At 62.0% G+C, this 24,009-nt stretch carries 18 protein-coding genes; 5 read left to right on the top strand and 13 right to left on the bottom strand.

All coding sequences use genetic code 11. The features are described from left to right. Positions 1-100 precede the first annotated feature (100 nt). The 4 genes from QMK50_RS21025 to aceK all read right to left on the bottom strand — a co-directional run bounded on the left by QMK50_RS21025 (position 101) and on the right by aceK (position 8,959). A complete protein-coding gene (locus QMK50_RS21025; RefSeq protein ID WP_095170900.1) occupies positions 101-1,444 on the bottom strand; it encodes an OprO/OprP family phosphate-selective porin in 1,344 nt (447 codons plus the stop codon). 272 nt (positions 1,445-1,716) lie between these two features. Continuing rightward, positions 1,717-2,838 carry a beta-ketoacyl-ACP synthase III gene (locus tag QMK50_RS21020; protein WP_159994302.1) on the bottom strand — a complete coding sequence of 374 codons (1,122 nt, stop codon included), beginning with the start codon at positions 2,836-2,838 and terminating at the stop codon, positions 1,717-1,719. Between the two features lie 295 nt (positions 2,839-3,133). Further along, positions 3,134-7,045 (bottom strand): ATP-dependent RNA helicase HrpA, encoded by a 3,912-nt coding sequence (gene hrpA / locus QMK50_RS21015; protein ID WP_320333874.1) that lies wholly within the window; start codon positions 7,043-7,045, stop codon positions 3,134-3,136. 192 nt (positions 7,046-7,237) lie between these two features. Continuing rightward, positions 7,238-8,959 (bottom strand): bifunctional isocitrate dehydrogenase kinase/phosphatase, encoded by a 1,722-nt coding sequence (gene aceK, locus QMK50_RS21010; protein ID WP_320333873.1) that lies wholly within the window; start codon positions 8,957-8,959, stop codon positions 7,238-7,240. 130 nt (positions 8,960-9,089) lie between these two features. On the opposite strand from aceK, the gene QMK50_RS21005 reads away from it, so the two are divergent. After that, positions 9,090-9,986: a DMT family transporter gene (locus tag QMK50_RS21005; RefSeq protein ID WP_095171690.1), complete on the top strand. Its 897-nt coding sequence runs from the start codon at positions 9,090-9,092 to the stop codon at positions 9,984-9,986. 31 nt (positions 9,987-10,017) lie between these two features. On the opposite strand, the gene QMK50_RS21000 is transcribed toward QMK50_RS21005, so the two are convergent. From QMK50_RS21000 to cysK, 3 genes are all read right to left on the bottom strand, one after another. Continuing rightward, positions 10,018-10,881, bottom strand: coding sequence for a DMT family transporter (locus QMK50_RS21000; protein WP_095171688.1), 864 nt, complete (start codon positions 10,879-10,881; stop codon positions 10,018-10,020). Between the two features lie 394 nt (positions 10,882-11,275). Next, a complete protein-coding gene (locus QMK50_RS20995; RefSeq protein ID WP_320333872.1) occupies positions 11,276-12,214 on the bottom strand; it encodes an aspartyl/asparaginyl beta-hydroxylase domain-containing protein in 939 nt (312 codons plus the stop codon). 274 nt (positions 12,215-12,488) lie between these two features. Next, positions 12,489-13,463 carry a cysteine synthase A gene (gene cysK, locus QMK50_RS20990; protein WP_095171684.1) on the bottom strand — a complete coding sequence of 325 codons (975 nt, stop codon included), beginning with the start codon at positions 13,461-13,463 and terminating at the stop codon, positions 12,489-12,491. A gap of 126 nt (positions 13,464-13,589) precedes the next feature. On the opposite strand from cysK, the gene QMK50_RS20985 reads away from it, so the two are divergent. The 3 genes from QMK50_RS20985 (at position 13,590) to QMK50_RS20975 (ending at position 16,842) form a co-directional block, all read left to right on the top strand. Then, positions 13,590-14,663, top strand: coding sequence for a DUF748 domain-containing protein (locus QMK50_RS20985; protein ID WP_320333871.1), 1,074 nt, complete (start codon positions 13,590-13,592; stop codon positions 14,661-14,663). A gap of 142 nt (positions 14,664-14,805) precedes the next feature. Beyond that, positions 14,806-15,651, top strand: coding sequence for a MoxR family ATPase (locus QMK50_RS20980; RefSeq protein WP_320333870.1), 846 nt, complete (start codon positions 14,806-14,808; stop codon positions 15,649-15,651). 12 nt (positions 15,652-15,663) lie between these two features. Next, positions 15,664-16,842 carry a VWA domain-containing protein gene (locus QMK50_RS20975; protein WP_320333869.1) on the top strand — a complete coding sequence of 393 codons (1,179 nt, stop codon included), beginning with the start codon at positions 15,664-15,666 and terminating at the stop codon, positions 16,840-16,842. A 142-nt stretch (positions 16,843-16,984) separates the two neighbouring features. Here the strand turns inward: QMK50_RS20975 and QMK50_RS20970 are convergent, their stop codons facing one another. The 4 genes from QMK50_RS20970 to QMK50_RS20955 form a co-directional block, all read right to left on the bottom strand. Further along, positions 16,985-17,902, bottom strand: a complete 918-nt coding sequence (locus tag QMK50_RS20970) for a biotin-dependent carboxyltransferase family protein (RefSeq protein ID WP_320333868.1) — start codon at positions 17,900-17,902, stop codon at positions 16,985-16,987. Continuing rightward, the gene (gene pxpB, locus QMK50_RS20965; protein WP_320333867.1) at positions 17,899-18,603 is read right to left on the bottom strand and encodes a 5-oxoprolinase subunit PxpB; all 705 of its coding nucleotides are present in this window, start codon (positions 18,601-18,603) and stop codon (positions 17,899-17,901) included. The genes QMK50_RS20970 and pxpB overlap by 4 nt, the downstream gene beginning before the upstream one ends. Continuing rightward, positions 18,600-19,352 (bottom strand): 5-oxoprolinase subunit PxpA, encoded by a 753-nt coding sequence (locus QMK50_RS20960; RefSeq protein ID WP_320333866.1) that lies wholly within the window; start codon positions 19,350-19,352, stop codon positions 18,600-18,602. The genes pxpB and QMK50_RS20960 overlap by 4 nt, the downstream gene beginning before the upstream one ends. A 67-nt stretch (positions 19,353-19,419) precedes the next feature. Next, positions 19,420-20,712 carry an MFS transporter gene (locus QMK50_RS20955; protein WP_095171674.1) on the bottom strand — a complete coding sequence of 431 codons (1,293 nt, stop codon included), beginning with the start codon at positions 20,710-20,712 and terminating at the stop codon, positions 19,420-19,422. Between the two features lie 142 nt (positions 20,713-20,854). Between QMK50_RS20955 and QMK50_RS20950 the strand changes: the two genes are divergently transcribed. After that, positions 20,855-21,772: a LysR family transcriptional regulator gene (locus tag QMK50_RS20950; RefSeq protein ID WP_320333865.1), complete on the top strand. Its 918-nt coding sequence runs from the start codon at positions 20,855-20,857 to the stop codon at positions 21,770-21,772. 885 nt (positions 21,773-22,657) lie between these two features. Here the strand turns inward: QMK50_RS20950 and QMK50_RS20945 are convergent. Both QMK50_RS20945 and QMK50_RS20940 read right to left on the bottom strand, forming a co-directional pair. Next, a complete protein-coding gene (locus tag QMK50_RS20945) occupies positions 22,658-23,200 on the bottom strand; it encodes a DUF2937 family protein (protein WP_095171671.1) in 543 nt (180 codons plus the stop codon). A 12-nt stretch (positions 23,201-23,212) separates the two neighbouring features. Further along, positions 23,213-23,989 (bottom strand): class II glutamine amidotransferase, encoded by a 777-nt coding sequence (locus tag QMK50_RS20940; protein ID WP_095171669.1) that lies wholly within the window; start codon positions 23,987-23,989, stop codon positions 23,213-23,215. Positions 23,990-24,009: the final 20 nt, after the last annotated feature.

Genomic DNA, 24,009 nt, shown 5'->3' with positions numbered 1-24,009 from the left:
TCCCTGAGGCTTGCCGAAATAAAAAAAACCCCGCCGAGGCGGGGGAAACGAAAGGAGCTTTAACGGATGAAGTAAGAGCTCGTGCTGCGGGTGCTGCGATTTAGAACACGTATTGCGCGCGGACCACGAAACCGTCGCCGTTGTCATCGCCAGTACGTTGCGCCGGGGTCGTACCGCTGGCTGCGGTGGCGTTGGTGACCTTCTCAGTCTTGGCGTTGAGGTAGGCCGCGGAGATCTTCACTGCTTCGTTGGCGTACCAGTTGACACCCAAGGTGTGCACCTTGGCTTCGGCATCGCCGACGTCACGGGTCAAGGTGGCGGTGGTGATGTTGTCGTCTTCGACGGTCAGGCTGTCGTAGCGATAGAACACTTCCCAGGCACCAATCGACTTGTTGGCCGGCTTGATTGCGTCGAACTTGCCGACTTTATAACCACGCGATTCGCCAGTCAGGGTGTAGGCGCCCTGTACGTAGAAGCCGTGGCCCTTGATGTCTTCATAGGCGCTGTCGTCGGCCTTGGTCTTGCGGGTAACGTATTCACCCTGGATCGAGGCTGGGCCCATGGCGAAGGCCGCTTCCAGACCCAATGCGTCGTCGCGGTCGAAAGAGCCGGCTGGCGACGAGGAGCTGCCACCCAGCACCGGACGGTTGCCGTTGCTGCCCGCATCGTTGCCGCCCAGGGTTTCCACGCCACGCATGCCCATCCGGGTGCGATAACGGGAGTCGAAGGCCGTATCCGAGACATCGCGCGACGCCAGGTTCAGACCGAAGTGCAGGACATTGCCGGCATCGTGCATCGGGGCGAAGACAAAACGCCCGTTGACCTGCTTGACGCTGTTGCCGTCGGTGTCGTCGGTGTCCTTGCTGAACACGCCGGCGGAGGCATAGAACGACTCGGCAAAAGTGCTCGAGGCTTGCAGGCCCAGGCCATTCTGGTGACCGTTGGCCCAGTCGACCATGTCATAGGCCATGTTGCGCTCTGGCGCGGTGACCCACTTGGAGCTGGTGGCTTTTTCCAGGCCGAAGTCCGGGTCAAAACGGCCGACCTTGATCGACACCGGCTTGAAGCCGTTGTAGGCCAGGGACGCTTCGTCGAAGTAGCCGTTGTCGGAGTCGCCGCTGTTGTGGGAGAAGTCGTAGCTGACGGTGTAGGCCCAGTCGGTGTAGAGCACACCGGACAGTTCCAGGAACGCGCGACGCAGGTAGGCCGCATCCGCAGTGTCACCATTCTTGGTGTAGATGCCGTCGAACTGGCTGTAGTCCGCCTGCACGCGGCCGCCCAGTTTGAAGCTGAATTCTTTATCGGTGGTTGCGACCTCGAGGCCGCCCTTGGTCTTGACTACGATATCGGCGCCGTCAGAGGTGACGGTGCCAGCGAAAGCCTGGGCGGTCACTGCCATGGCCAGTGCGCTGGCAGCAAAACCGGCGAAGTGCTTACGGATCATCGAAGAGTTCCCCTAATTGGTGGTCTAAAGCTGGAAACACGCGGTTCAGGCCCGCTTGTGTTGGGAGGGAATCTTGGCGAGGACGTATTGCAGGCAAGTTGCCATTAGATAAAGATTTGATGACAACGGAACTTTTTTACTTCGAATCGAAATAAATCTGCTACGCGTCGTCGAGCGGGCTGAAAGCCGTGAGATAGGGCGATTACGAGGGAGGCAAAGCGACAGCCTGCGGTGCGACCGCAGGCTGTGGGGGGCGTTTTGCTAACGCAGGATCAGCGTTTGCGCAGAATCACGCTGCCGATCGAGTAACCGGCGCCAAACGAGCTGAGCACCGCCAGGGAGCCGGCAGGCAGATCATCCTGATGCTTGTGAAAAGCAATCACCGAACCGGCCGAGCTGGTGTTGGCGTAAGTGTCGAGGATCACCGGTGCCTCCTCTTCCGTGGCTTCACGGCCCAGCAGCTTCTTGACGATCAGGTGGTTCATGCTGAGGTTGGCCTGGTGCAGCCAGAAACGCTTGACGTCACTGACGTTCAGGTTGTTCTCCTGCAGGTGGCTGCCCACCAGCTCCGCGACCATCGGGCAAACGTCACGGAACACCTTGCGGCCTTCCTGGACGAACAACTTGTCACGGGCACCGATGCCCTCTTCTGCTGCGCGGTTGAGGAAGCCGAAGTTGTTGCGGATGTTGTTGGAGAACTTGGTCAACAGCTTGGTGCTGACCACATCGAACTGGTACGGGGAGGTCGCCAGGTCCGCACGTTCGATGATCACCGCCGTGGCGGCATCGCCGAAGATGAAGTGGCTGTCGCGGTCACGGAAGTTCAGGTGACCGGTGCAGACTTCCGGGTTGACCATCAGGATGGCCCGGGCCTGGCCCAGTTGCACGCTGTTGGCGGCGGCCTGGATGCCGAAGGTGGCCGAGGAGCAGGCCACGTTCATATCAAACCCGAACCCCTGGATGCCCAAGGCTTCCTGAACTTCGATGGCAATGGCCGGATAGGCGCGCTGCAGGTTGGAACAGGCGACGATCACCCCATCGATGTCCGCGGCGGTCTTGCCGGCACGTTGCAGGGCTTGTTCGGCAGCGCCGATGGCCATCTGGCAGAGCACCGACCATTCGTCGTTGGAGCGCTCAGGCAGGCGTGGCGCCATGCGCGCGGGGTCGAGAATGCCTTCCTTGTCCATGACAAAGCGGCTCTTGATCCCGGAAGCTTTTTCGATAAAGGCAGCGCTGGACTCGGTCAGTGCCTCAACTTCGCCACGCTCGATGGCCTGGGCGTTTTCGGCGTTGAACTGGGCGACGTAAGTATTGAAAGACTGCACCAGCTCTTCGTTGGAGATGCTGTTGGCCGGGGTATACAGGCCGGTGCCGCTGATGACGACGTTATGCATGCTCGTTTCTCTAATCTGTTCAGGCAGAAAGCATTGGCACCGACGTACCAATACATAAAGGGTCTATTCCCATCCGGGGGACGCAAACCTGGCATCGCTTTATTGGACCTGCCCACAGCGCGAAGGCTCAAAACCGCGGGGCCGGTGTTTATAGCGGCGAAGTTTGCCATAAACCCAGGGTTTTGGCCCATTTTTGCTGGATAACGCACCTACAACAGGCACCACAGTAACCTGTGGGAGCGAGCGCCCGCTTGCGGCTTACTCGCTCCCACAGGTTTTGGCACAAGCCTGGGGTCTACGGTTCGACCTGGGTCCACTGCTTGTTCAGGCGCTTGTCGGAAATCGGTACCTTGGTCCCCAGTTGCTGGGCAAACAACGACACCCGGTATTCTTCCAGCCACCAGCGATACAACTCCAACTGCGGATCGCGCTTGCCTTCCTGGGCATGTTTGTTGGCGCGGGCCTGGTATTGCGCCCAGAGCGCCGACAATTCGCCGCTCCAGACCCGATCCTTCTGCACCTGGGCGCCGAGTTTCTCGAAGCGTTGTTCGACGGCCTTGAGGTAGCGCGGCAGCTCCTTGAGCCACACCATCGGGGTTTCGCGGACAAACCCTGGGTACACCAGGTGACTCAACTGTTGCTTGATGTCATTCAAGGCCACCGCTTGCGCCAGGTCGATCTTGCCCTTGAAGCGTTTTTGCAGGCCGTGCCAGAGCTTGAGAATCTCCAGCGTCAGCTTCGCCAGGCGCTCGGCATGCTCGGTCCAGCCGCCGCGCTTGCGTTCGGCCAGCGCTGCCAGCCCGGCGCCGTCGCGGGGCAGGTTCGGCTCACCGTCGAGAATGCAGCTGTCCAGGCTCGCCAGCAGGATGTCTTCCACCAGCGCGTCGATCCGCCCCAACTCGCGATACATCAAGCCCAGTTCGGTGAGCCCCGGCAATTTGCCCCGCAGGAACTTCGCCGGCTCCGCCAGTTGCTGCATCAGCAGGCGCTGCAAGGCGCGGCGGTGCTGGAACTCGGCCTCGGCCGGGGTCGAGAAACGCCCCTCCTTGACCGTGCCCGCCTCCTCCACCAACGCCGGATAGACCGTCATCGACAGCCCGGCGATCTTCTGTTGGGTTTGCTGCGCCACGGCGGCGAAGACCTTGGCCTCCACCGGCTGCTGACTTTTCGCAGTCTGTGGCACCGCCAATGCTGCCTGGCTGGCTTCGGCAAACCGCGCCGTCAGCTCGGCCAGGTCACGGCCTTCGCCGAGGAACTTGCCTTGGCCGTCGACAATTTCCAGGTTCATCCGCAAGTGGCTTTCCACCTGCTGCGCGGCTTCGGCCCAGGCCTCGTCGCTGACCCGCGCGCCGGTCATGCGCAACAACTCCCGACCCAGGGCCAGGGGCAGCGAGCCGTCGCCGAAGGTGATCCGTTGCAGGGCCGCCTTGACGAAATCCGGCACCGGCACGAAGTTCTTGCGCAAGGCTTTCGACAAGTTGCGCACCAGGGCGATGCACTTGGCCTCGATCACCCCTGGCACCAGCCACTCCAGGCGCTCCGGTGGCAGCATCGGCAACAGCGGGGCCGGTACGCGCAGGGTCACGCCATCACGCGGATGGTTGGGTTCGAAGTGATAACTCAACGCCAGGGTCAGGTCGCCCACACGCAGGGTGTCCGGGTAATGCGCTGCAGTGATTTCGTTGGCCTCGCGCGCCAGCACGTCTTCCTCGCGCATGATCAGCAACTGCGGGTCTTTCTGGCTGTTGACCTTGTACCAACTGTCGAAGGTCGCGGTCTGGTGAATCTCTGCCGGCAAGCGCGCGTCATAGAACGCGAATAAGGTTTCTTCGTCCGCCAGGATGTCGCGCCGGCGCGCCTTGGCTTCCAGTTCATCGAGCTGTTCGAGCAACTGCGCGTTAGCCGTCAGGCACTTGGCCTTGGACTGGATCTCGCCACGCACCAGGGCTTCGCGGATGAATAGCTCACGCGACACCAGCGGATCGATCGGCCCGTAATGCACCGGACGGCGACCGACGATAATCAGCCCGAACAAGGTGATCTGCTCGTATGCCACCACCTGCCCACGCTTCTTCTCCCAATGGGGTTCGAAGTGGTTTTTCTTGATCAGGTGCCCGGCCAGCGGTTCGATCCAGTCGGCATCGATCTTGGCCACCATGCGCGCGTAGAGCTTGGTGGTCTCCACCAGTTCGGCGGCCATCAGCCATTGCGGGCGCTTCTTGCCCAGGCCCGATGAGGGGTGAATCCAGAACCGCCGCTGACGGGCACCGAGGTAGTCGCCCTCCTCGGTTTTCTGGCCAATCTGGCTGAGCAAGCCGGACAGCACCGCCTTGTGCAGCTTGGGATAATCCGCCGGTTCCTTGTTCAGCGACAACTGCATGTCGCGGCAGATCAGGCTCAACTGGCGATGCGAGTCACGCCACTCGCGCAGACGCAGGTAGTTGAGGAAATTCTTGCGGCACCAGTTGCGCAACGGGCTAGCGGTCAGCGCCTGGCGCTGCTCTTCAAAGCCGCGCCACAGATTGACCAGTCCGGCGAAGTCCGAGTCGACGTCCTTCCATTGCGCGTGGGCCTGGTCGGCAGCCTGCTGACGCTCCGGCGGCCGCTCGCGCGGGTCCTGGATCGACATGGCACTGGCGACGATCAACACTTCCTGGAGGCTGCCCAACCTCGCCGCTTCCAGCAGCATGCGTCCCATGCGCGGGTCGACCGGCAGGCGCGCCAGTTGCCGGCCCAGAGGCGTCAGCTGACTGTTGCGGTCCACCGCCGAGAGTTCCTGCAGCAGGTTGAAGCCGTCGCTGATGGCCTTGCCATCGGGCGGTTCGATGAACGGGAAATCGGTGATCTCACCCAGGCGCAGATGGAGCATCTGCAGGATCACCGCCGCCAGGTTGGTACGCAGGATTTCCGGGTCGGTAAATTCCGGCCGACCGATAAAGTCTTCTTCACTGTACAGGCGAATACAGATGCCCGGCTCGACCCGCCCGCAGCGCCCTTTACGCTGGTTGGCGCTGGCCTGGGAGATGGCCTCGATCGGCAGGCGCTGGACCTTGGCTCGATAGCTGTAGCGGCTGATGCGCGCGGTGCCGCTGTCGATCACGTAGCGAATGCCCGGCACCGTCAGCGAGGTTTCCGCGACGTTGGTCGCCAGGACCACACGCCGCCCCGGGTGCGACTGGAAGATCCGCTGCTGCTCGGCCGGTGACAGACGGGCATACAGCGGCAGGATTTCGGTGTGTTTGAGCTGGGCCTTGCGCAGCATGTCGGCGGCGTCGCGAATCTCCCGCTCGCCCGGCAGGAACACCAGCACATCACCCGGGCTGCGGCGCTCGCTGCGTTCATGGGCGGCGATTTCATCGAGGGTGGCGAGGATCGCCTGGTCCACCGTCAGGTCGTCTTCGACCCGGTTGCCCTCCTCGTCCTGCTCAAGCGTCAGCGGCCGGTACCAGGTGTCCACCGGGAAGGTACGCCCCGAGACTTCGACGATCGGCGCGTCGTCGAAGTGCTTGGAGAAGCGCTCCAGGTCGATGGTCGCCGAAGTGATGATGACTTTCAGGTCGGGACGGCGCGGCAGCAGGGTTTTCAGGTAACCGAGCAGGAAGTCGATGTTCAGGCTGCGTTCGTGGGCTTCGTCGACGATGATCGTGTCGTAGCGCTCGAGGTAGCGGTCGTTCTGGGTTTCCGCCAGCAGGATGCCGTCGGTCATCAGCTTGATCAGGGTGTTGGAGTCGCTCTGATCCTCGAACCGCACCTGATAGCCGACCAGCGCACCCAGCGGCGTAGCCAGTTCTTCGGCGACCCGGCTGGCGACGCTGCGCGCGGCAATCCGCCGTGGCTGGGTGTGCCCGATCAGGCCATGCTGGCCGCGGCCGATTTCCAGGCAGATCTTCGGCAACTGGGTGGTTTTACCCGAACCGGTTTCCCCGGCGATGATCAGCACCTGGTGCTTTTGCAGGGCGGCCTTGATTTCGTCGCGCTTGGCGGCAATCGGCAAACTGTCGTCGTAACGAATCACCGGCAGGCTGGCACGCCGCGCCAGCACCTGGTCGCAGGACGCTTGCAAACGCGTCACCCACTGGGCCAGCTTGGCCTCGTCGGGCTTCTTGCGCAGCTCGAGCAACTGGCGCCGCAGCCGGTGGCGGTCGGCGAGCATGGCGTGATCGAGGTTGTTCAGCAGTTTGTCGATGGAAGGCGATTCGTCAGTCATCAGGTACGCAAAGGTCGTCTAGTGGCGCAGGGGGGCGATTGTCGCAGATTTGGCGGGATAAATAATGGTGCGGTGCATGACCCCACCGTGTGTGGCCTTTTCGCGGGCAAGCCCGCTCCCACAGGGATCGCGTAAAACAAGTGGAAGCGGGTCGGGCGGCGCTCCGCTTGCCCGCGAAGGCGTAAATAGGCGCTACTCGTTATCCAGGCCCTTGCGCCGATACGGGAATACGTCGATCACCTTGCCCGCGCGAATCGCCTCTTGCAGGCTTTTCCAATAGTCGGCGTTGTACAGTTCGCCGTGCAATTGGTCGAACAGCTTGCGCTGCCCCCCATCGGCGAACAGGAACGGCGGGAACTCTTCGGGGAACACGTCCAGCGGGCCGATGGAGTACCAGGGTTCGGAGGCCATTTCGTCTTCCGGGGTGCGCGGCTGCGGGATATGGCGGAAGTTGGCTTCGGTCAGGTAGCAGATTTCGTCGTAGTCATAGAACACCACGCGGCCGTGGCGGGTGACGCCGAAGTTCTTCAGCAGCATGTCCCCGGGGAAGATATTCGCTGCCGCCAGTTGCTTGATCGCCAGCCCGTAGTCTTCCAGCGCTTCGCGCACCTGGGCGGGATTGGCGTTTTCCAGGTACAGGTTCAGTGGCGTCATGCGCCGCTCGGTCCAGCAGTGGCGGATCAGCACCGTGTCGCCTTCCACGGCCACGGTCGAGGCCGCGACCTCGAGCAACTCTTCCAGGCACGCCGGATCAAACTTGCTCAACGGAAAACGGAAGTCGGCGAACTCCTGGGTATCGGCCATGCGCCCGACCCGGTCGACACTTTTCACCAGCCGGTATTTCTCGATCACCGTGGCCCGGTCGACGTTTTTCGACGGTGAGAAACGGTCCTTGATGATCTTGAACACCGTGTTGAAGCCCGGCAGGGTGAACACGCTCATCACCATCCCGCGCACCCCTGGCGCCATGATGAACTGGTCATCGGTGTTGGCCAGGTGGTTGATCAGCGCCCGGTAGAACTCCGACTTGCCGTGTTTGTAGAAGCCGATCGAGGTGTACAGCTCGGCGATGTGCTTGCCCGGCAGGATGCGCTTGAGAAAGCCGATGAACTCCGCCGGCACCGGTACGTCGACCATGAAGTAGGAGCGGGTGAAGGAGAAGATGATCGACACGTCGGCTTCGTCGGTGATCAAGGCATCGATCTGGATCCCCCGGCCCTCGCGGTGCAGCAACGGGATCACCAGCGGCCATTGCTCATCGGCGGTGTAGATGCGCCCCACCAGGTAGGCACCCTTGTTGCGGTACAGCACCGAGGAAAACAGCTCGACCGCAAGATTGGGGTCCTTGCACACCCAGTCGGGCAGGTTATCGCGCAGTTGTGCTTCGAGCCGGCGCAGGTCACCGGCGAGGTCGGCGTAGTCTTCGCTGAAGCGGTAGTCGCTGAAGATACTCGCCAGCATGCCCGACAATTGCCCCTGGGGCTTGTAGGTGCGGGTTTGCGCCGCACGGGCGCGGCGCAGGCTCGGGCGGGTGGTGTGGATAAACATGCTGCCGTCGCTGATCAGGTCGTGGCTGAACAGCCCGCAGAAGGTCGAGTTGTACCAGGTCTCCGACAGTTCATCGTCGAATCGCAGATCGATCAGGCTGATGTAGGCGCTCTTGACCAGTGGCCAGCAACTGACCTCCAGCAAGGTCTCGGCGGCAAAGGCTGCGTGCAGGCGCCCCACCACTTCGTTGACCTTTTCTTCGTAGAGGTTGATCCGCGCCGCCGAGGCGACCTGCGCCTCCTGCCATGCCGCCTGCTCGAAACGTGTACGGGCGCCATCGGTGATCTGGCGAAAATGCTCGCGGTAATCGTCAAAGCCGTCGAGGATCATCTGGGCAATATCGGCGGCGGGCCATGGCTGCGGCATGTGAAGACCTCTGCGAGATGGTGCTTATCGTTGGAGGCTGAGCTTAGAGGCCAATTGTCAGGCAACGCAACCATTGCCTTGCCCCCGGCAGGCAGCGACACTGGCGCGCTGATTAATCAAGGAACGCGCTGTGAACCCCGTCGATATTCTGCGTTTGTTGGCCCTGGCTGCCATTTGGGGTGCGAGCTTTCTGTTCATGCGCATCATCGCCCCGGTGATCGGCACTGTCCCCACGGCCTTTTTCCGGGTGTCGATTGCCGCCACCGGATTGTTGCTGATCCTGGCGCTGATGCGCACCCACTGGGATTTCCGCGGTAAGTTCAAGACCGTATTACTGTTGGGGGTGATCAACTCGGGCATCCCGGCGACCATGTATTCGGTGGCCGCACAGGTGTTGCCCGCCGGCTACTCGGCGATTTTCAACGCCACCACGCCGTTGATGGGGGTGCTGATCGGCGGCCTGTTTTTCAGCGAACGCCTGAGCCTGTCGAAAATGGCCGGGGTGGCCCTGGGCTTGTTTGGCGTGGCCATCCTGACTCGCGCCGGCCCCGTGGCCTTTGACCTGGAACTGCTGATGGGCGCGCTCGCCTGCCTGGTGGCGACCACCTGCTATGGCTTTGCCGGTTTTCTCGCACGGCGCTGGCTCGACCAGCAAGGCGGCCTCGACAGCCGCCTCTCGGCCCTGGGCAGCATGCTCGGGGCCAGCCTGTTCCTGCTGCCGTTGTTCGGCTACAGCGTGATCAGCCAGCCGCCCGAGAGCTGGGGTGGCTGGAGCGTGTGGTTGTCGTTGCTGGGCCTGGGCCTGGGTTGCACCGCCTTCGCCTACATCCTGTACTTCCGCCTGCTGACGTCCATCGGCCCGGTCAAGTCGATGACCGTGACCTTCATGATCCCGCCGTTCGGCGTGCTCTGGGGCGCGCTGTTTCTCGACGAGCCGCTGTCGATGGCGCACGTGTATGGCGGCCTGCTGATCACGGCGGCGTTGTGGATGGTGCTGCGCCCGGCCAGGCGGGCGATTCGTCCTTGAATCGCCGCACCAGCCACTGACTACTGAAGCATCACCTCGACTGGCGGAACACAAACACCAGGCCCACGATGATCAACGCCATGCCCAGCAGGCTGAGCATCGCCAGTCGATTACCAAAAATCAGGTAATCCATCACCGCCGTCACCGCCGGCACCAGGTAAAACAGGCTGGTGACATTGACCAGGTTGCCCCGGGCAATCAGGCGGTACAGCAACAGGGTCGCCAGCAGCGACACCACCAGCCCCATCCACAGCACCGGCACGATGAACCCGCTGCTGTGTTCGAAGTGGAACGGCTGGAACGGCACAAACACCGCGCACAACAACAGCCCCGCCAGGTATTGCACCGGCAGCGTGCCGAGCGGGTCCTGGGTGATGTGCTTTTGCATGATGGAGCCGAGCGTCATGCTCACCAGCGCCAGCAGGCCAAAAAACATCCCGGCCAGTGACATCCCGGCCAGGCCAATCCCCTGGTACACCACCATGATCAGCCCCGCCAGGCCCAGCGCCAGGCCAAACATCCGGCGCCCACTACGCTGGCGCTCCATCAGGACCACGGTGAGGATCGGCTGCACCCCCATGATCGTCGCCATCACCCCCGGGGTGACCTTCAAGTCCAGCGCCAGCAGATAAAAGATCTGATAGGCCCCCAACAGCACCAGCCCAGTGGCCGCGGCATACCAGGTCGCTTTGCCCCGCCGGGGCAACTTGAGCTTGAGCAGCGGCACCAACAGCACCAGCCCGCACAAGGCAATGGCAAAGCGGATCAGGAGAAAGGCAAAGGGCGAGGCATGGGCCAGCCCCCACTTGGAGAAAATCGCCCCGCTACTCCAAAGCAGGACGAACAGGCTCGTGGAAGCCGCCGCGAGCGCGGTATTTTTTGAAATGAGCAACATCTGGACCACCTGTCATCAGGCAATAAGCCAATTCAGCCAAGGCTGAAATTCAGTTTTTTGTGTTCAGGTACGACGCAGGGCGCAGCAGCGAATGCTGATCAGCCCGAGCAACCGACACCTGGCGGCGAGACCACCGCGCACACTGGCGTGCGACAGACAGGAGGGGGGTAGTGACTGATCTGCGCAGGCTGCAGATTCCCGCACGGCACGACGTCAGCGTTGACTGCTGAATCGACTACCGCGTTGATGTGGGATGCAGGCATGGGCGGATCTTTTTTCAGGAGAGGAAAGCGCCGGGCTTCAAACCCGGCGAGCGCTGACTATAACCAGCGCTCGACATGGATTGCAACAACCTGCTGCAGGTGGACCGGATATCGGTGTTGCAGGTTGCTGATCAACCGAACAGCCAGTAACCGAGCAGCGTCAACACCAGCACCGCCAACACCGGGCGCAGGATGCGGTACAGCTTGGGGTTGCGACGTTTCCATTGCTTGAACACGGCACTGAACCGGTCGCTGGAGTTCTTGCTCCAGGCATACATCTGGTTGATCCCACCTACCCGCTCGTCATCCAGATTCTGCGGTGCGGTGGCGCGGCCGAGCAGGCCACTGACCCAGCGGTTGAGGCGGGTCATCAAGCGGTTGCTCAACGGCCGCTCAATGTCACAGAACAGAATGACCCGGGTCTGCTCGGTTTCGTTCTTGACCCAGTGCACGTAGGTTTCATCGAACATCACGTCTTCGCCATCGCGCCAGGCATAGGGCTGGCCATCGACAAAAATCCGGCAGTCATCGGAGTTCGGCGTGGACAGGCCCAGGTGATATCGCAGAGAGCCGGCAAACGGATCGCGATGGGGGTTGAGGTGACTGCCACCGGGCAACAGGGCGAACATCGCGCCCTTGACGTTGGGAATGCTATTGACCAGCGCGACGGTCCTGGGGCACAGGGCCTCGGCCGAAGGCAGCGCCTTGTCGTACCACTTGAGGTAAAAACGCTTCCAGCCTTTCTTGAAGAACGAACCGAACCCGGCATCGTTATTGTGCTCGGCGGCGCGGATGTAGCCCTCGTCGAACAGATGCATGGCCTCGTCGCGAATCACTTGCCAGTTGTCCCTGAGCACATCCAGTTCGGCAAACTTGCTGCGGTCCAGGTACGGCTTGGAAGGCACCGCGGAGAACAGGTACATCAAGGCGTTGTAGGGGGCGAACAAGGCCGAATGGTTGACGAACTGCCGCAAAACCGGCAATCGCGCCTTGCCGCGCAAGTGCACATAGAGGGTGCTGCCGATAAACAGCAACAACAGCGAAGCCTTGGCGGCGAAAGAAAAACTCATGCAACAACTCCTTGAAAAATAACGTCACTGCGCAGCGCCATTTACCCGACGTGGCAGGCGGCCATGATACTCATTGCCGACCTTGCAAAAAACCGCACTTCCTAACATTCAGTATTGAGGTTTGCGCAACAAACCTAAGTAACACAAGCTTGCTGAACCCTGACTGACCGGGATCAAACCCAGCGCCCTCCATTCCTCTGCTATAGGAGCGGTTGCCCGCTTGCGGCACCTGCTTGCGGCGCCCGCTTGCGGCACTCGCCCCTACCTCTACGCCTTACTGCTGATTCTCCTGCTCGGTGAACAGATCACTGAACAGCATGCTCGACAGATAACGCTCACCGGAGTCAGGCAGGATCACCACAATCGTCTTGCCCTGCATTTCCGGGGTCTCGGCCAGGCGCACGGCCACTGCCATCGCCGCGCCACAGGAAATACCGCACAGGATCCCCTCCTCCTGCATCAAGCGCAGGGCCATGGCCTTGGACTCCTCGTCACTGACCAACTCGACCCGATCGACGATCGACAGATCAAGATTCTTCGGCACAAAACCAGCCCCGATCCCCTGGATCTTGTGCGGGCTCGGCTTGATTTCTTCACCGGCCATCAATTGAGTGATCACTGGCGAGACCACAGGTTCCACCGCCACCGAAAGAATCGGCTTGCCCTGGGTGTGCTTGATGTAACGCGAGATGCCAGTAATGGTGCCACCGGTGCCAACGCCGGCGACCAGCACATCCACTGCGCCATCAGTGTCGTTCCAGATTTCCGGACCGGTGGTCTTTTCGTGGATCGCCGGGTTGGCCGGGTTATCGAACTGCTGCGGCATGAAGTATTGGGTCGGATCGCTGGCGAGGATTTCTGCGGCTTTTTCAATCGCGCCCTTCATGCCCTTGGCCGGTTCGGTCAAGACCAGTTCGGCTCCCAGGGCCTTGAGCACCTTGCGTCGCTCGATGCTCATCGAGGCCGGCATGGTCAGCATCAGCTTGTAGCCACGCGCGGCCGCGACGAACGCCAGGCCGATGCCGGTATTGCCCGAGGTCGGCTCGACGATGGTCATGCCCGGCTTGAGTTTGCCGGTGCTTTCAGCGTCCCAGATCATGTTCGCGCCGATCCGGCACTTGACCGAATAACCCGGGTTTCGCCCTTCGATCTTGGCCAGGATGGTGACACCACGCGGCGCGATACGGTTGATCTGCACCAGCGGCGTATTGCCGATGGAGTGGGCGTTGTCAGCAAAAATGCGGCTCATGGCTGGGTCCTTGTACAGCATTGAAGAAGCCTTCAAGGGTATGCCTCGCACCCTTGGGCGTCCAGTCGAGACGAACGTCTGCGCGCCCGCGCAGTCCATCGTTTTATACAACCTGAGCGAGACGCCATGAAACGTCGATACCGTTGGCCCCTCTGGTCGCTGGCCGGCATAACGTTGCTGCTGGTGGCCCTGCACGTCGCCCTGCCCTACCTGGTGCGCGACTACCTGAACGACAAGCTGGCCGAGATGGGTGACTACCGCGGGCAGATCAGCGACGTCGACCTGGCCTTGTGGCGCGGCGCCTACCGGATCAACGGGCTGCAGATCGTCAAGGTCCAGGGCAAGGTACCGGTACCGTTCGTCAAGGCGCCGCTGATCGACCTGTCCGTCAGTTGGCATTCACTGTGGTACGACCACGCCGTGGTGGCCAAGGTGCTGTTCGTCAAACCCGAACTGAATTTCGTCGACGGCGGCAACAAGCAAGCCTCCCAGACCGGTCGTGGCACCGACTGGCGGGCACAGCTGGGCAAACTGCTACCCATCACCCTGGACGAAGTACGCATCGATAACGGGCGGATTACCTTTCACAACTTCACTTCCAAGCCGCCGGTCGACATGCAGGCCACTCAGGTCGATGCCAGCGTGTTCAACCTGACCAACGTGGTGGACGTCAAGGGCCGACGCGACGCACGTTTCGAGGGCAAGGCCCTGCTGCTGGGGCACGCCCCGCTGGAAACCACCGCCACCTTCGACCCCCTGAGCAATTTCGAGGAGTTCGAGTTCCGCCTGCGGGTCAAGGACATCGAACTCAAGCGCATGAACGACTTCGCCGCGGCCTACGGCAAGTTCGACTTCAATGCCGGCCACGGTGACGTGGTCATCGAAGCCCAGGCCAACAAGGGCCAGCTCAAGGGCTACATCAAGCCCCTGCTGCGTGATGTCGATGTGTTCAACTGGCAGCAGGATGTAGCCAACGAAAAGAAAGGCATCTTCCGTTCGGTCTGGGAGGCATTGGTGGGCACCACTGAAACCGTGCTCAAAAATCAACCGAAAAACCAGTTCGCTACCCGGATCGAACTCAGTGGCAGCGTGCATAAACAGGACATCAGCGCCTTCCAGGCCTTCCTGCAGATTCTGCGTAACGGCTTCATCAAGGCTTTTAATGCCCGATACGAGCAGCCAAAGCCGTCAGCTGACTGAGTCACCATGTGACGCCCCATTCAGAGACTGAATAAGCCGTCTGCGTTCACAGTCGACCGGGCGCCGCGTTATAGTCGGGCATGTGATCTCTTTCCCCCGCCCTGCCCGGCGCAGGTCGGCGCTACTGTTCGAGGAATTACCGATGAAGTTCGAAGGCACCCGCGCATACGTCGCCACCGATGACCTGAAGCTGGCGGTCAGCGCCGCCATTACCCTGGAGCGGCCACTGCTGGTCAAGGGTGAGCCGGGCACCGGCAAGACCATGCTTGCCGAGCAACTGGCCGAGTCCTTCGGTGCGCGCCTGATCACCTGGCACATCAAGTCCACCACCAAGGCTCACCAGGGACTGTATGAGTACGACGCGGTCAGCCGCCTGCGCGATTCGCAACTGGGCGTGGACAAGGTCCATGACATCCGCAACTACCTGAAGAAGGGCAAGCTGTGGGAAGCCTTCGAGTCGGAGGAGCGGGTGATCCTGCTGATCGACGAAATCGACAAGGCCGACATCGAGTTCCCCAACGACCTGCTGCAAGAACTCGACAAGATGGAGTTCTACGTCTACGAAATCGACGAGACCATCAAGGCCAAGCAACGTCCGATCATCATCATTACCTCCAACAACGAGAAAGAGCTGCCGGACGCTTTCCTGCGCCGCTGCTTCTTCCACTACATCGCCTTCCCGGACCGCACCACCCTGCAGAAGATCGTCGACGTGCACTACCCGGACATCAAGAAAGACCTGGTCAGCGAAGCGCTGGACGTGTTCTTCGACGTGCGCAAGGTGCCGGGCCTGAAGAAAAAGCCATCGACCTCGGAACTGGTGGACTGGCTCAAGCTGCTGATGGCCGACAACATCGGCGAAGCGGTGCTGCGCGAGCGCGATCCGACCAAGGCCATTCCGCCACTGGCCGGAGCCCTGGTGAAGAACGAGCAGGACGTGCAGTTGCTCGAGCGCCTGGCGTTCATGAGCCGTCGCGGCACCCGCTAAGAGGCTGCTGCCATGCTGCTCAACCTGTTCAATGAAATGCGCGCGGCCAAGGTTCCGGTCTCGGTGCGCGAACTGCTGGACCTGATCAACGCGCTGAAACAGCGCGTGACCTTCGCCGACATGGACGAGTTCTACTACCTGGCGCGGGCGATCCTGGTCAAGGACGAACGGCATTTCGACAAGTTCGATCGGGCGTTCGGTGCCTACTTCAATGGCCTGGAAAAACTCGACGAGCACCTTCAGGCGCTGATTCCCGAAGACTGGTTGCGCAAGGAATTCGAGCGCTCGCTCAGCGATGAGGAGCGCGCGCAGATCCAGTCCCTGGGTGGCCTGGACAAGCTGATCGAAGAGTTCAAGAAACGCCTCGAAGAACAAAAGGAACGCCACGCCGGCGGCAACAAATGGATCGGCACCGGCGGCACCAGCCCTTTCGGCTCCGGCGGCTTCAACCCGGAAGGGATCCGGGTCGGCGATGCCGGCAAGCGCCAGGGCAAAGCAGTCAAAGTCTGGGATCAGCGCGAGTACAAGAACCTCGACGACTCGGTGGAACTGGGCACACGCAACATCAAGGTGGCCTTGCGCCGGTTGCGCAAGTTTGCGCGCCAGGGTGCGGCGGAAGAGCTGGACATCGATGGCACCATCGACCACACCGCGCGCGATGCCGGGCTGCTGAATATCCAGATGCGGCCAGAGCGACGCAACACGGTCAAGCTGTTGCTGCTGTTCGACATCGGCGGCTCGATGGACGCCCACGTGAAGACTTGCGAGGAGCTGTTCTCGGCCTGCAAGACCGAGTTCAAGCACCTGGAGTACTACTACTTCCACAACTTCGTTTATGAGTCAGTGTGGAAGAACAACATGCGCCGCACCTCCGAACGCACCTCGACCCAGGACCTGCTACACAAGTACGGCGCTGACTACAAAGTGATCTTCATCGGTGACGCCGCAATGGCCCCCTATGAAATTACCCAGGCTGGCGGCAGTGTCGAACACTGGAACGAAGAACCGGGTTACGTGTGGATGCAGCGCTTCATGGAGAAGTACAAGAAGCTCATCTGGATCAACCCCTATCCGAAAGATACGTGGGGCTACACCTCTTCGACCAAGATCGTGCGCGATTTGATCGAGGACCAGATGTATCCCCTGACCTTGCGTGGGCTGGAAGAAGGGATGCGGTTTCTCTCCAAATGACCGGTTGACGGTCGGGCACACCCAAGGCCCGCTCCCACAAAGGTTGTGGGTGTATGCAAAACCTGCTCGCGATGGCAAAGGGGCTGTGCAGGCCTCTTCGCGAGCAAGCTCGCTCCTACAATGTCCCTAGCTAAGCCTGCGATCACCTGAACCGCTGCAGCAATTCCCGGTGCTGACGATGCGCGGTCTCCTGCACCACCGGCGCCAGCCGTACCTGCTGACCCGGCAGGCACTGCGCCAGACGGGCCAGGGCCAGTGGCGTCAGCGCCCCCAACCGTGGATAACCGCCAATGGTCTGCCGGTCGTTGAGCAACACGATCGGCTGCCCGTCTGGCGGCACCTGCACCGCGCCCAGCGGAATACCTTCGGAGATCATCGGCCGGCCTTGATACTGCAAGGCCGGGCCCAGCAAGCGCATGCCCATGCGGTCGGCGCGGGTGTCCAGGGTCCAGGCGCTGTTGAAGGCATCGAACAGGCTTTGCCCACTGAACTCACCATGTTGCGCACCCAGCACCAGATCCAGCACCGGCGCACGGCCGAAGTCCGGGCGCTGCTCGACCGGCACTTCGCGCACTGTCGCTGCAGGCCCGACGTAACTCAGTTCCGTGCCCTTGGCCAGCGGGCGACCGAAGCCGTCCAGTCCGCCCAGCTCCTCCCGCACTACAGTGGCGCAACTGCCCAACACCTGCGGCGCAACGAAGCCGCCGGGCGCCGCCAGGTAAGCCCGTGCGCCCAGCCGCGGTTGGGTGAACTGCAAGCGCTGGCCCTGGCGCAGGATAAAACTGCGCCACGGTGCCAGGGGCTGGCCATCCAGCAACGCGCCGAGGTCGGCCCCCGCCAGCGCCAGGCAACAATCGTCCTGCGCCTGCAGGGTCAAGCCGCCGAGCGTCACCTCGATCACCGCCGCCTCCAGCGAATTGCCCAGCAGGCGGTTGGCCCAGGACATCGACAACCAGTCCGCCGCCCCGCCCTGGGTCACGCCCAGGTGGCGCACGCCGAAGCGTCCGGCATCCTGCAACAGGCACAGCGGCGTGCTGGCCTCAATGCTCAAGCGGCTCATGCCGATACCTCCAGCGGGGTGTCATCGCCACCCAGGTTGACGAACTCGGCGTGGCTGACCGCGGCGAAACGCACGGTATCGCCCGGCTGCATCAGGCTGTAGCCATCCCGGCCACGGTCGAACAGTCTGGCCGGGGTGCGGCCAATCAGGTTCCAGCCACCCGGCGACACCACCGGATAGGCCGCCGTCTGGCGCTCGGCAATCCCGACGCTGCCGGCCGCCACCCGCTTGCGCGGGGTATTGAGGCGCGGCGCGGCCAGCACTTCTTCCACCAGGCCCATGAAGGCAAAACCCGGGGCAAACCCGAGGGCGAACACCTGGTACTCGCGCTCACTGTGCCGGCGGATCACCTCATCCACTGCCAAGCCACTGCGCTGCGCCAGCAGGCTCAGCTCCGGGCCGACACTTGGGTGGTACCAGACCGGCAGCACATGACATTGACCACTGGCCTGGGCATCCGGCGTCAGACCGTTCAGGGCCTGGGCAATCAGCTCCCGAGCCTGGGCCGGGCTCAGGGCGAGCAGGTCGTAATGCACCATCAAGGTGGTGTAGGACGGCACCAGGTCGATCAGGTGCCCGGCGAAATTTTCCCGTAGCCGCACGCAGGCAGCGAGCATCCACGGCATGTTGCTTTCGGCGATCTCATCGAACAGACGGACCATCAGGCAATCGATCGCTACCACTTCAACCCGTGGCTTCATGATGGACTCTGCTGATTCAAGGCCTCGCGGATACGCTGCACGGCTGCCACGGAACTGGCGTTGTCACCGTGCACACACAGGGTGTTGGCCTGCAGCAACAGAGGGCTGCCGTCGCTGGCGAGCAACTCACCGCCACGGGCAATGATCAGCGCCTGCTCGATGATTTTCTCGGCAGCGTGATGCACCGCGCCCGGCAACTGCCGCGACACCAGGTGCCCGGCGCTGTCGTAGGCACGATCGGCGAAGGCTTCGAACCACAGCGTCACACCGTACTCATCGCCCAAAGCCTGGGCCGCGCGGTTGTCACGGGTGGCCATCAGCATCAGCGGCAGTTGCCGGTCGTAGGCCGCGACGGCCTGGATCACGGCGCGCAACTGCGCCGGGTTGGCCATCATGTCGTTGTACATCGCGCCGTGGGGTTTGACGTAGCTCACGCGTGCACCCTGGGCGCGGCAGATGCCGTCCAGCGCGCCGACCTGATAGTGCAGCAGGTCCTGGATTTCCTGGGCGCTGTAGGCCATGGACCGGCGGCCAAACCCTTGCAGGTCCTGATAGGCCGGATGGGCGCCGACCCGCACGCCATGGCTCAGGGCCAGGCTGACGGTCTGGCGCATGATGCTGGGATCACCGGCATGGAAACCGCAGGCGATGTTGGCGCAATCAATGAACGGCATCACCTCGGCATCCAGACCCATGGTCCAGTTGCCAAAGCTTTCGCCGATATCGCAGTTCAGTAACAGGCGGCTCACGGTGAGTGCTCCTGTGAATTTTTATCGTTTTGACCACGGGGCTTCGAGCAGCCTCGCAGATTAGCAGTTACTGCGCGTCGAGTTGCTTGCCACGGGTTTCCGGCAGGCTCAGGGCCGCCAGGATCACCACACCGTAGGACACCGCCGCGAACGCCCCAATCCCCACACTGAGCGGCACGGTCTGGCTGAGCAGGCCGATCAGCAGCGGGAACAGCGCCGCCAGCGCGCGGCCGACGTTGTAGCAAAAACCCTGGCCCGAGCCCCGGATGCGAGTCGGAAACAGCTCGGTGAGGAAGGCGCCCATGCCGCTGAAGATGCCCGAGGCAAAAAAGCCCAGGGGAAAGCCCAGCCACAACATCACGCCATTGCTGACCGGCAACTGGGTGTAGAGCAGGACAATGGTGAACGAACCGACCGCGAACAGAATGAAGTTCTTCTTGCGCCCCAGAATATCGGTCAGATACGCGCTGATCACGTAGCCGACGTAGGAGCCGACAATCACCATGGCCAGGTAACCGCCAGTGCCGAGCACGCTCAAGCCACGCTCGTTTTTCAGGAAAGTCGGCAGCCAGGAAGTGATTGCGTAGTACCCGCCGAGGGCGCCGGTGGTCAGCAGCGAGGCGCGAATCGTGGTGCTGAGCATGCCGGGGGCGAAGATCTCGTAGAACTTCGACGGGTTGCTCGGCTCCTGGCGGGCCTTGGCTTCACGATAGATTTCCGGGTCCTTGACCAGACGACGGACGAAGATCACAAACACGGCAGGCACGATGCCCAACAGGAACAGCGCGCGCCAGGCATCTTCGGGCGGCAGCAGGGAAAACAGCACGGCGTAGAGGATCGCCGTCAGCCCCCAACCCAGGGCCCAACCCGATTGCACCATGCCCACGGCCTTGCCGCGGTCCTTGGCGCGAATCACTTCGCCGATCAGTACCGCGCCAGCGGTCCATTCACCACCAAAGCCGAAGCCCATCAGGGTCCTGGCGATCAGCAGTTGCTCGTAGTTTTGCGCGAAGCCGCAGAGGAAGGTGAAGAAAGCGAACCAGAGCACGGTGAGTTGCAAGGTGCGCACCCGGCCGATGCGGTCGGAGAGGATCCCGGCGACCCAGCCACCGATGGCCGAGGCGATCAGGGTGCTGGTGTGGATCAAGCCGGCTTCGCCGGTGGTGATGCCCCACATCGCGATGAGCGTCGGCACCACGAAGCTGAGCATCTGGGTGTCCATGCCATCCAGGCCATAACCGATCTTGCAGCTCCAGAAGGTACGGCGCTCTTGCTGGTTGATGTTGCGATACCAGTCAAAGGGACCGGGGCGGCTGCCGACCGGGGTCTGGACGGCGTCGGTCGTGTCGGGCGCACTCATGGCGAATCTCCGCGTAATTTTTATTGGTATTGTTCTGAGCCGCTACGACGCATATCGTGGGCTCTGGCGCATTTTTCGACGACGGCGCCCTGCCCGTCCAACTAATAAAACCCCTGCCAAGACATAAGAAAAAGTTGATCTCATGAACCTCAAGTTCCTCGAAACCTTTGTCTGGGTCGCCCGGCTGAAAAGTTTTCGTCTCACCGCCGATAAGCTGTTCACCACCCAGGCCTCGATTTCCAGCCGCATCGCAGTGCTCGAAGGCGAGCTGGGGGTGAAGCTGTTCCTGCGCGATTCGCGGGGCGTGAAGCTGACGCCCGAAGGCTTGAAGGTGCTCGACTATGCCGAGCAGATGATCGACACCATGCAGGCGCTCAAGCAGTCCCTGGAAACCCGCTCGAGCAAGGCCGGTCGGGTGCGCATCGGGGTGATGGACACGGTGATCCACACTTGGCTCAGTCCGCTGGTGGCGCAAATCACCGATCACTATCCGTTACTGGAAATCGAGCTGGTCGCCGATACCTCGCTCAACCTCTGCGATCAACTGCAAAAAGGCTTTCTCGACCTGATCCTGCAAACCGACCTGCTGCGCCAGGAAAGCGTGCGCAGCCTGGAGCTGGCCAGCCACCCGATCGGCTGGATCGTCGCCAGCAACTCGATCTACAACCGCGAGTACGCGAGCATCGCCGAACTGGCCCGCGAGCGGATCATCACCTACTCGAAAAACTCCCACCCGCACCAGGAAGTGCTCAGTTTGATGCAGGCCAACGGCGTGCTCGCGCCGCGCCTGAACTGTGTGAACTCGGTGTCGGCGATCACCCGCCTGCTGCGTGACGGCTTCGGCATTGGCGCCTTGCCGCCGGTACTGGTGAGCGAAGAACTGGCGCGCGGCGAATTGACCCTGCTGGCCATCGACCAGCGCCCGCCCAACCTGCAGGTGGTGGTGTCGTGGCGAGTGGGGGCGGAATGGGTCGAGGAGATTGTCGCGCTGTGCCAGCAGGTGGTGGAAGACTATGGGCGCAAGGTGGGTGAGGACTACATCGTGCTGGCGCCTACCTGATACGCGTCATCGTTGACGTCCGTCTTCTCGCGATGAGGCCAGTACCTGCGACATCGATGGGGCCTGACACACTGCTATCGCGGGCAAGCCCGCTCCCACACGGTCCTTGGTGTATGCAGGATCTGCGAGCAGCCAAATTCACATTGTGGGAGCGGGCTTGCCCGCGATGGGGCCTGCACAGTAGACATCGACGGGGCCTGACACACTGCTATCGCGGGCAAGCCCGCTCCCACACGGTCCTTGGTGTATGCAGGATCTGCGAGCAGCCAAATTCACATTGTGGGAGCGGGCTTGCCCGCGATGGGGCCTGCACAGTCGGCATCGACGGTGACTGACACACTGCTATCGCGGTCAAGCCCGCTCCCACACGGTCCTTGGTGTATGCAGGATCTGCGAGCAGCCAAATTCACATTGTGGGAGCGGGCTTGCCCGCGATGGGGCCTGCACAGTCGACATCGACGGTGACTGACACACTGCTATCGCGGGCAAGCCCGCTCCCACACTGCCCTTTGGTGTATGCAGGATCTGCGAGCAGCCAAATTCACATTGTGGGAGCGGGCTTGCCCGCGATGGGGCCTGCACAGTCGACATCGACGGTGACTGACACACTGCTATCGCGGGCAAGCCCCCCACACGGTCCTTGGTGTATGCAGGATCTGCGAGCAGCCAAATTCACATTGTGGGAGCGGGCTTGCCCGCGATGGGGCCTGCACAGTCGGCATCGACGGTGACTGACACACTGCTATCGCGGGCAAGCCCGCTCCCACACGGTCCTTGGTGTATGCAGGATCTGCGAGCAGCCAAATTCACATTGTGGGAGCGGGCTTGCCCGCGATGGGGCCTGCACAGTCGGCATCGACGGTGACTGACACACCGTCATCGCAGTTACAACCCGCGCAAATCCCGCTCTTCAATCGGCCGGCTCTGGCGCAGGCGCTTGCCGCCCAGCACCACCCAGTCGATCAGGCGGAACAGGCATTCCAGACCGAACGACAGCAGCATCGCCCCGCCCAGACCCCAGGCCATGGCTTCGGGGGTCAGCAGGATCTGGTAGCTGTAGCCGTTCCAGGTTTCCTGGCGAATGTCCGGATCGGCCGCCAACGCCACTTGCAGGACGCGGATGTACCACGGGCCTTGCATGGCCTGGAACTGCTTGTCCAACGCCACCTGGCGGGTGAGCAAGGTGTTCAGGCTGTCGGCGTCGCTGCGAAAGATCGGGTCTTCGCTGGCGCGGTAGTGGGCCACCAGCGCTTGCAGGTCACCCTTGAAAAACTGCTCGGCGGTGTTCTGGAAACCTTGCAGGCCGGTCTGCGACTCGATCAGGTGGGCTTCGACCCGCTTGGCGTAGTCATTGATGAAACCAGGCACCTGGACGCCCACCAACAGGCCGATGGCAAACAACACCAGACGCACATAACTGAGCAACATAGCGGCGGATCCCTATTCGGTCTGGCCGTGGCTGACGCATTCGCCGCGCCGCCACAGGCTCCATTGGCCCGGTTCGTAGCGAGTCCAGGTTTCGTTTTCGGTCAACGGCTCGGTGGCGATCACGGTCACCACATCGTTGGGAGTGGTCTCGGCCTGGAAGTCGACAATCACGTCCACGTCCTTCAGGCGCGCCGGGCCAAAGGGGGCGCGGCGGGTGATCTGCGCCAGCTTGGTCGAGCAATAGCAGAACAGCCAGTCGCCGTCGCTCAGCAGGCAGTTGAACACGCCCTTGCTGCGGTATTCGGCGCAGGCGGCCACCAGGCTCGGCAGCAATTGCTCGACCTCCACCGGCTCGGGGAAGGCGGCACGCACTCGGTTGAGCAAATCGCAGAACGCCGCTTCGCTGTCGGTATCGCCCACCGGCCGGTAAAAACTGGCCGTCGGCTGGAACCCGGCGAGCTGGCCGTTATGCGCGAAACACCAGTTGCGTCCCCACAACTCACGCACGAAGGGATGGGTGTTGGACAGGCAGACCTTGCCGACGTTGGCCTGGCGGATATGGCCGATCACCACTTCGCTCTTGATCGGATAACGCTGCACCAGTTGCGCGACTTCTGAATCGCAACTCGCCGCCGGGTCCTGGAACAAGCGCAGGCCACGACCTTCGTAAAAGGCGATGCCCCAGCCATCGCGGTGCGGACCGGTGCGCCCGCCGCGCTGCATCAGCCCGGTAAAGCTGAACACGATATCGGTCGGGACATTGGCGCTCATGCCCAATAACTCACACATGCCGGGACTCTCGCTTCAAT

It is taken from the genome of Pseudomonas sp. P5_152 (assembly GCF_033989915.1).
Taxonomy (GTDB): Bacteria; Pseudomonadota; Gammaproteobacteria; order Pseudomonadales; family Pseudomonadaceae; genus Aquipseudomonas.
This window is presented reverse-complemented; position numbering and strand designations above follow the sequence as displayed.

What these genes read in the sequence shown, in the direction of transcription:
- QMK50_RS21025 (WP_095170900.1), bottom strand. Translation starts at nt 1,444, where the DNA reads ATGATCCGTAAGCACTTCGCCGGTTTTGCTGCCAGCGCACTGGCCATG.
- QMK50_RS21020 (WP_159994302.1), bottom strand. Translation starts at nt 2,838, where the DNA reads ATGCATAACGTCGTCATCAGCGGCACCGGCCTGTATACCCCGGCCAAC.
- hrpA (WP_320333874.1), bottom strand. Translation starts at nt 7,045, where the DNA reads ATGACTGACGAATCGCCTTCCATCGACAAACTGCTGAACAACCTCGAT.
- aceK (WP_320333873.1), bottom strand. Translation starts at nt 8,959, where the DNA reads ATGCCGCAGCCATGGCCCGCCGCCGATATTGCCCAGATGATCCTCGAC.
- QMK50_RS21000 (WP_095171688.1), bottom strand. Translation starts at nt 10,881, where the DNA reads ATGTTGCTCATTTCAAAAAATACCGCGCTCGCGGCGGCTTCCACGAGC.
- QMK50_RS20995 (WP_320333872.1), bottom strand. Translation starts at nt 12,214, where the DNA reads ATGAGTTTTTCTTTCGCCGCCAAGGCTTCGCTGTTGTTGCTGTTTATC.
- cysK (WP_095171684.1), bottom strand. Translation starts at nt 13,463, where the DNA reads ATGAGCCGCATTTTTGCTGACAACGCCCACTCCATCGGCAATACGCCG.
- QMK50_RS20985 (WP_320333871.1), top strand. Translation starts at nt 13,590, where the DNA reads ATGAAACGTCGATACCGTTGGCCCCTCTGGTCGCTGGCCGGCATAACG.
- QMK50_RS20980 (WP_320333870.1), top strand. Translation starts at nt 14,806, where the DNA reads ATGAAGTTCGAAGGCACCCGCGCATACGTCGCCACCGATGACCTGAAG.
- QMK50_RS20975 (WP_320333869.1), top strand. Translation starts at nt 15,664, where the DNA reads ATGCTGCTCAACCTGTTCAATGAAATGCGCGCGGCCAAGGTTCCGGTC.
- QMK50_RS20970 (WP_320333868.1), bottom strand. Translation starts at nt 17,902, where the DNA reads ATGAGCCGCTTGAGCATTGAGGCCAGCACGCCGCTGTGCCTGTTGCAG.
- pxpB (WP_320333867.1), bottom strand. Translation starts at nt 18,603, where the DNA reads ATGAAGCCACGGGTTGAAGTGGTAGCGATCGATTGCCTGATGGTCCGT.
- QMK50_RS20955 (WP_095171674.1), bottom strand. Translation starts at nt 20,712, where the DNA reads ATGAGTGCGCCCGACACGACCGACGCCGTCCAGACCCCGGTCGGCAGC.
- QMK50_RS20950 (WP_320333865.1), top strand. Translation starts at nt 20,855, where the DNA reads ATGAACCTCAAGTTCCTCGAAACCTTTGTCTGGGTCGCCCGGCTGAAA.
- QMK50_RS20945 (WP_095171671.1), bottom strand. Translation starts at nt 23,200, where the DNA reads ATGTTGCTCAGTTATGTGCGTCTGGTGTTGTTTGCCATCGGCCTGTTG.
- QMK50_RS20940 (WP_095171669.1), bottom strand. Translation starts at nt 23,989, where the DNA reads ATGTGTGAGTTATTGGGCATGAGCGCCAATGTCCCGACCGATATCGTG.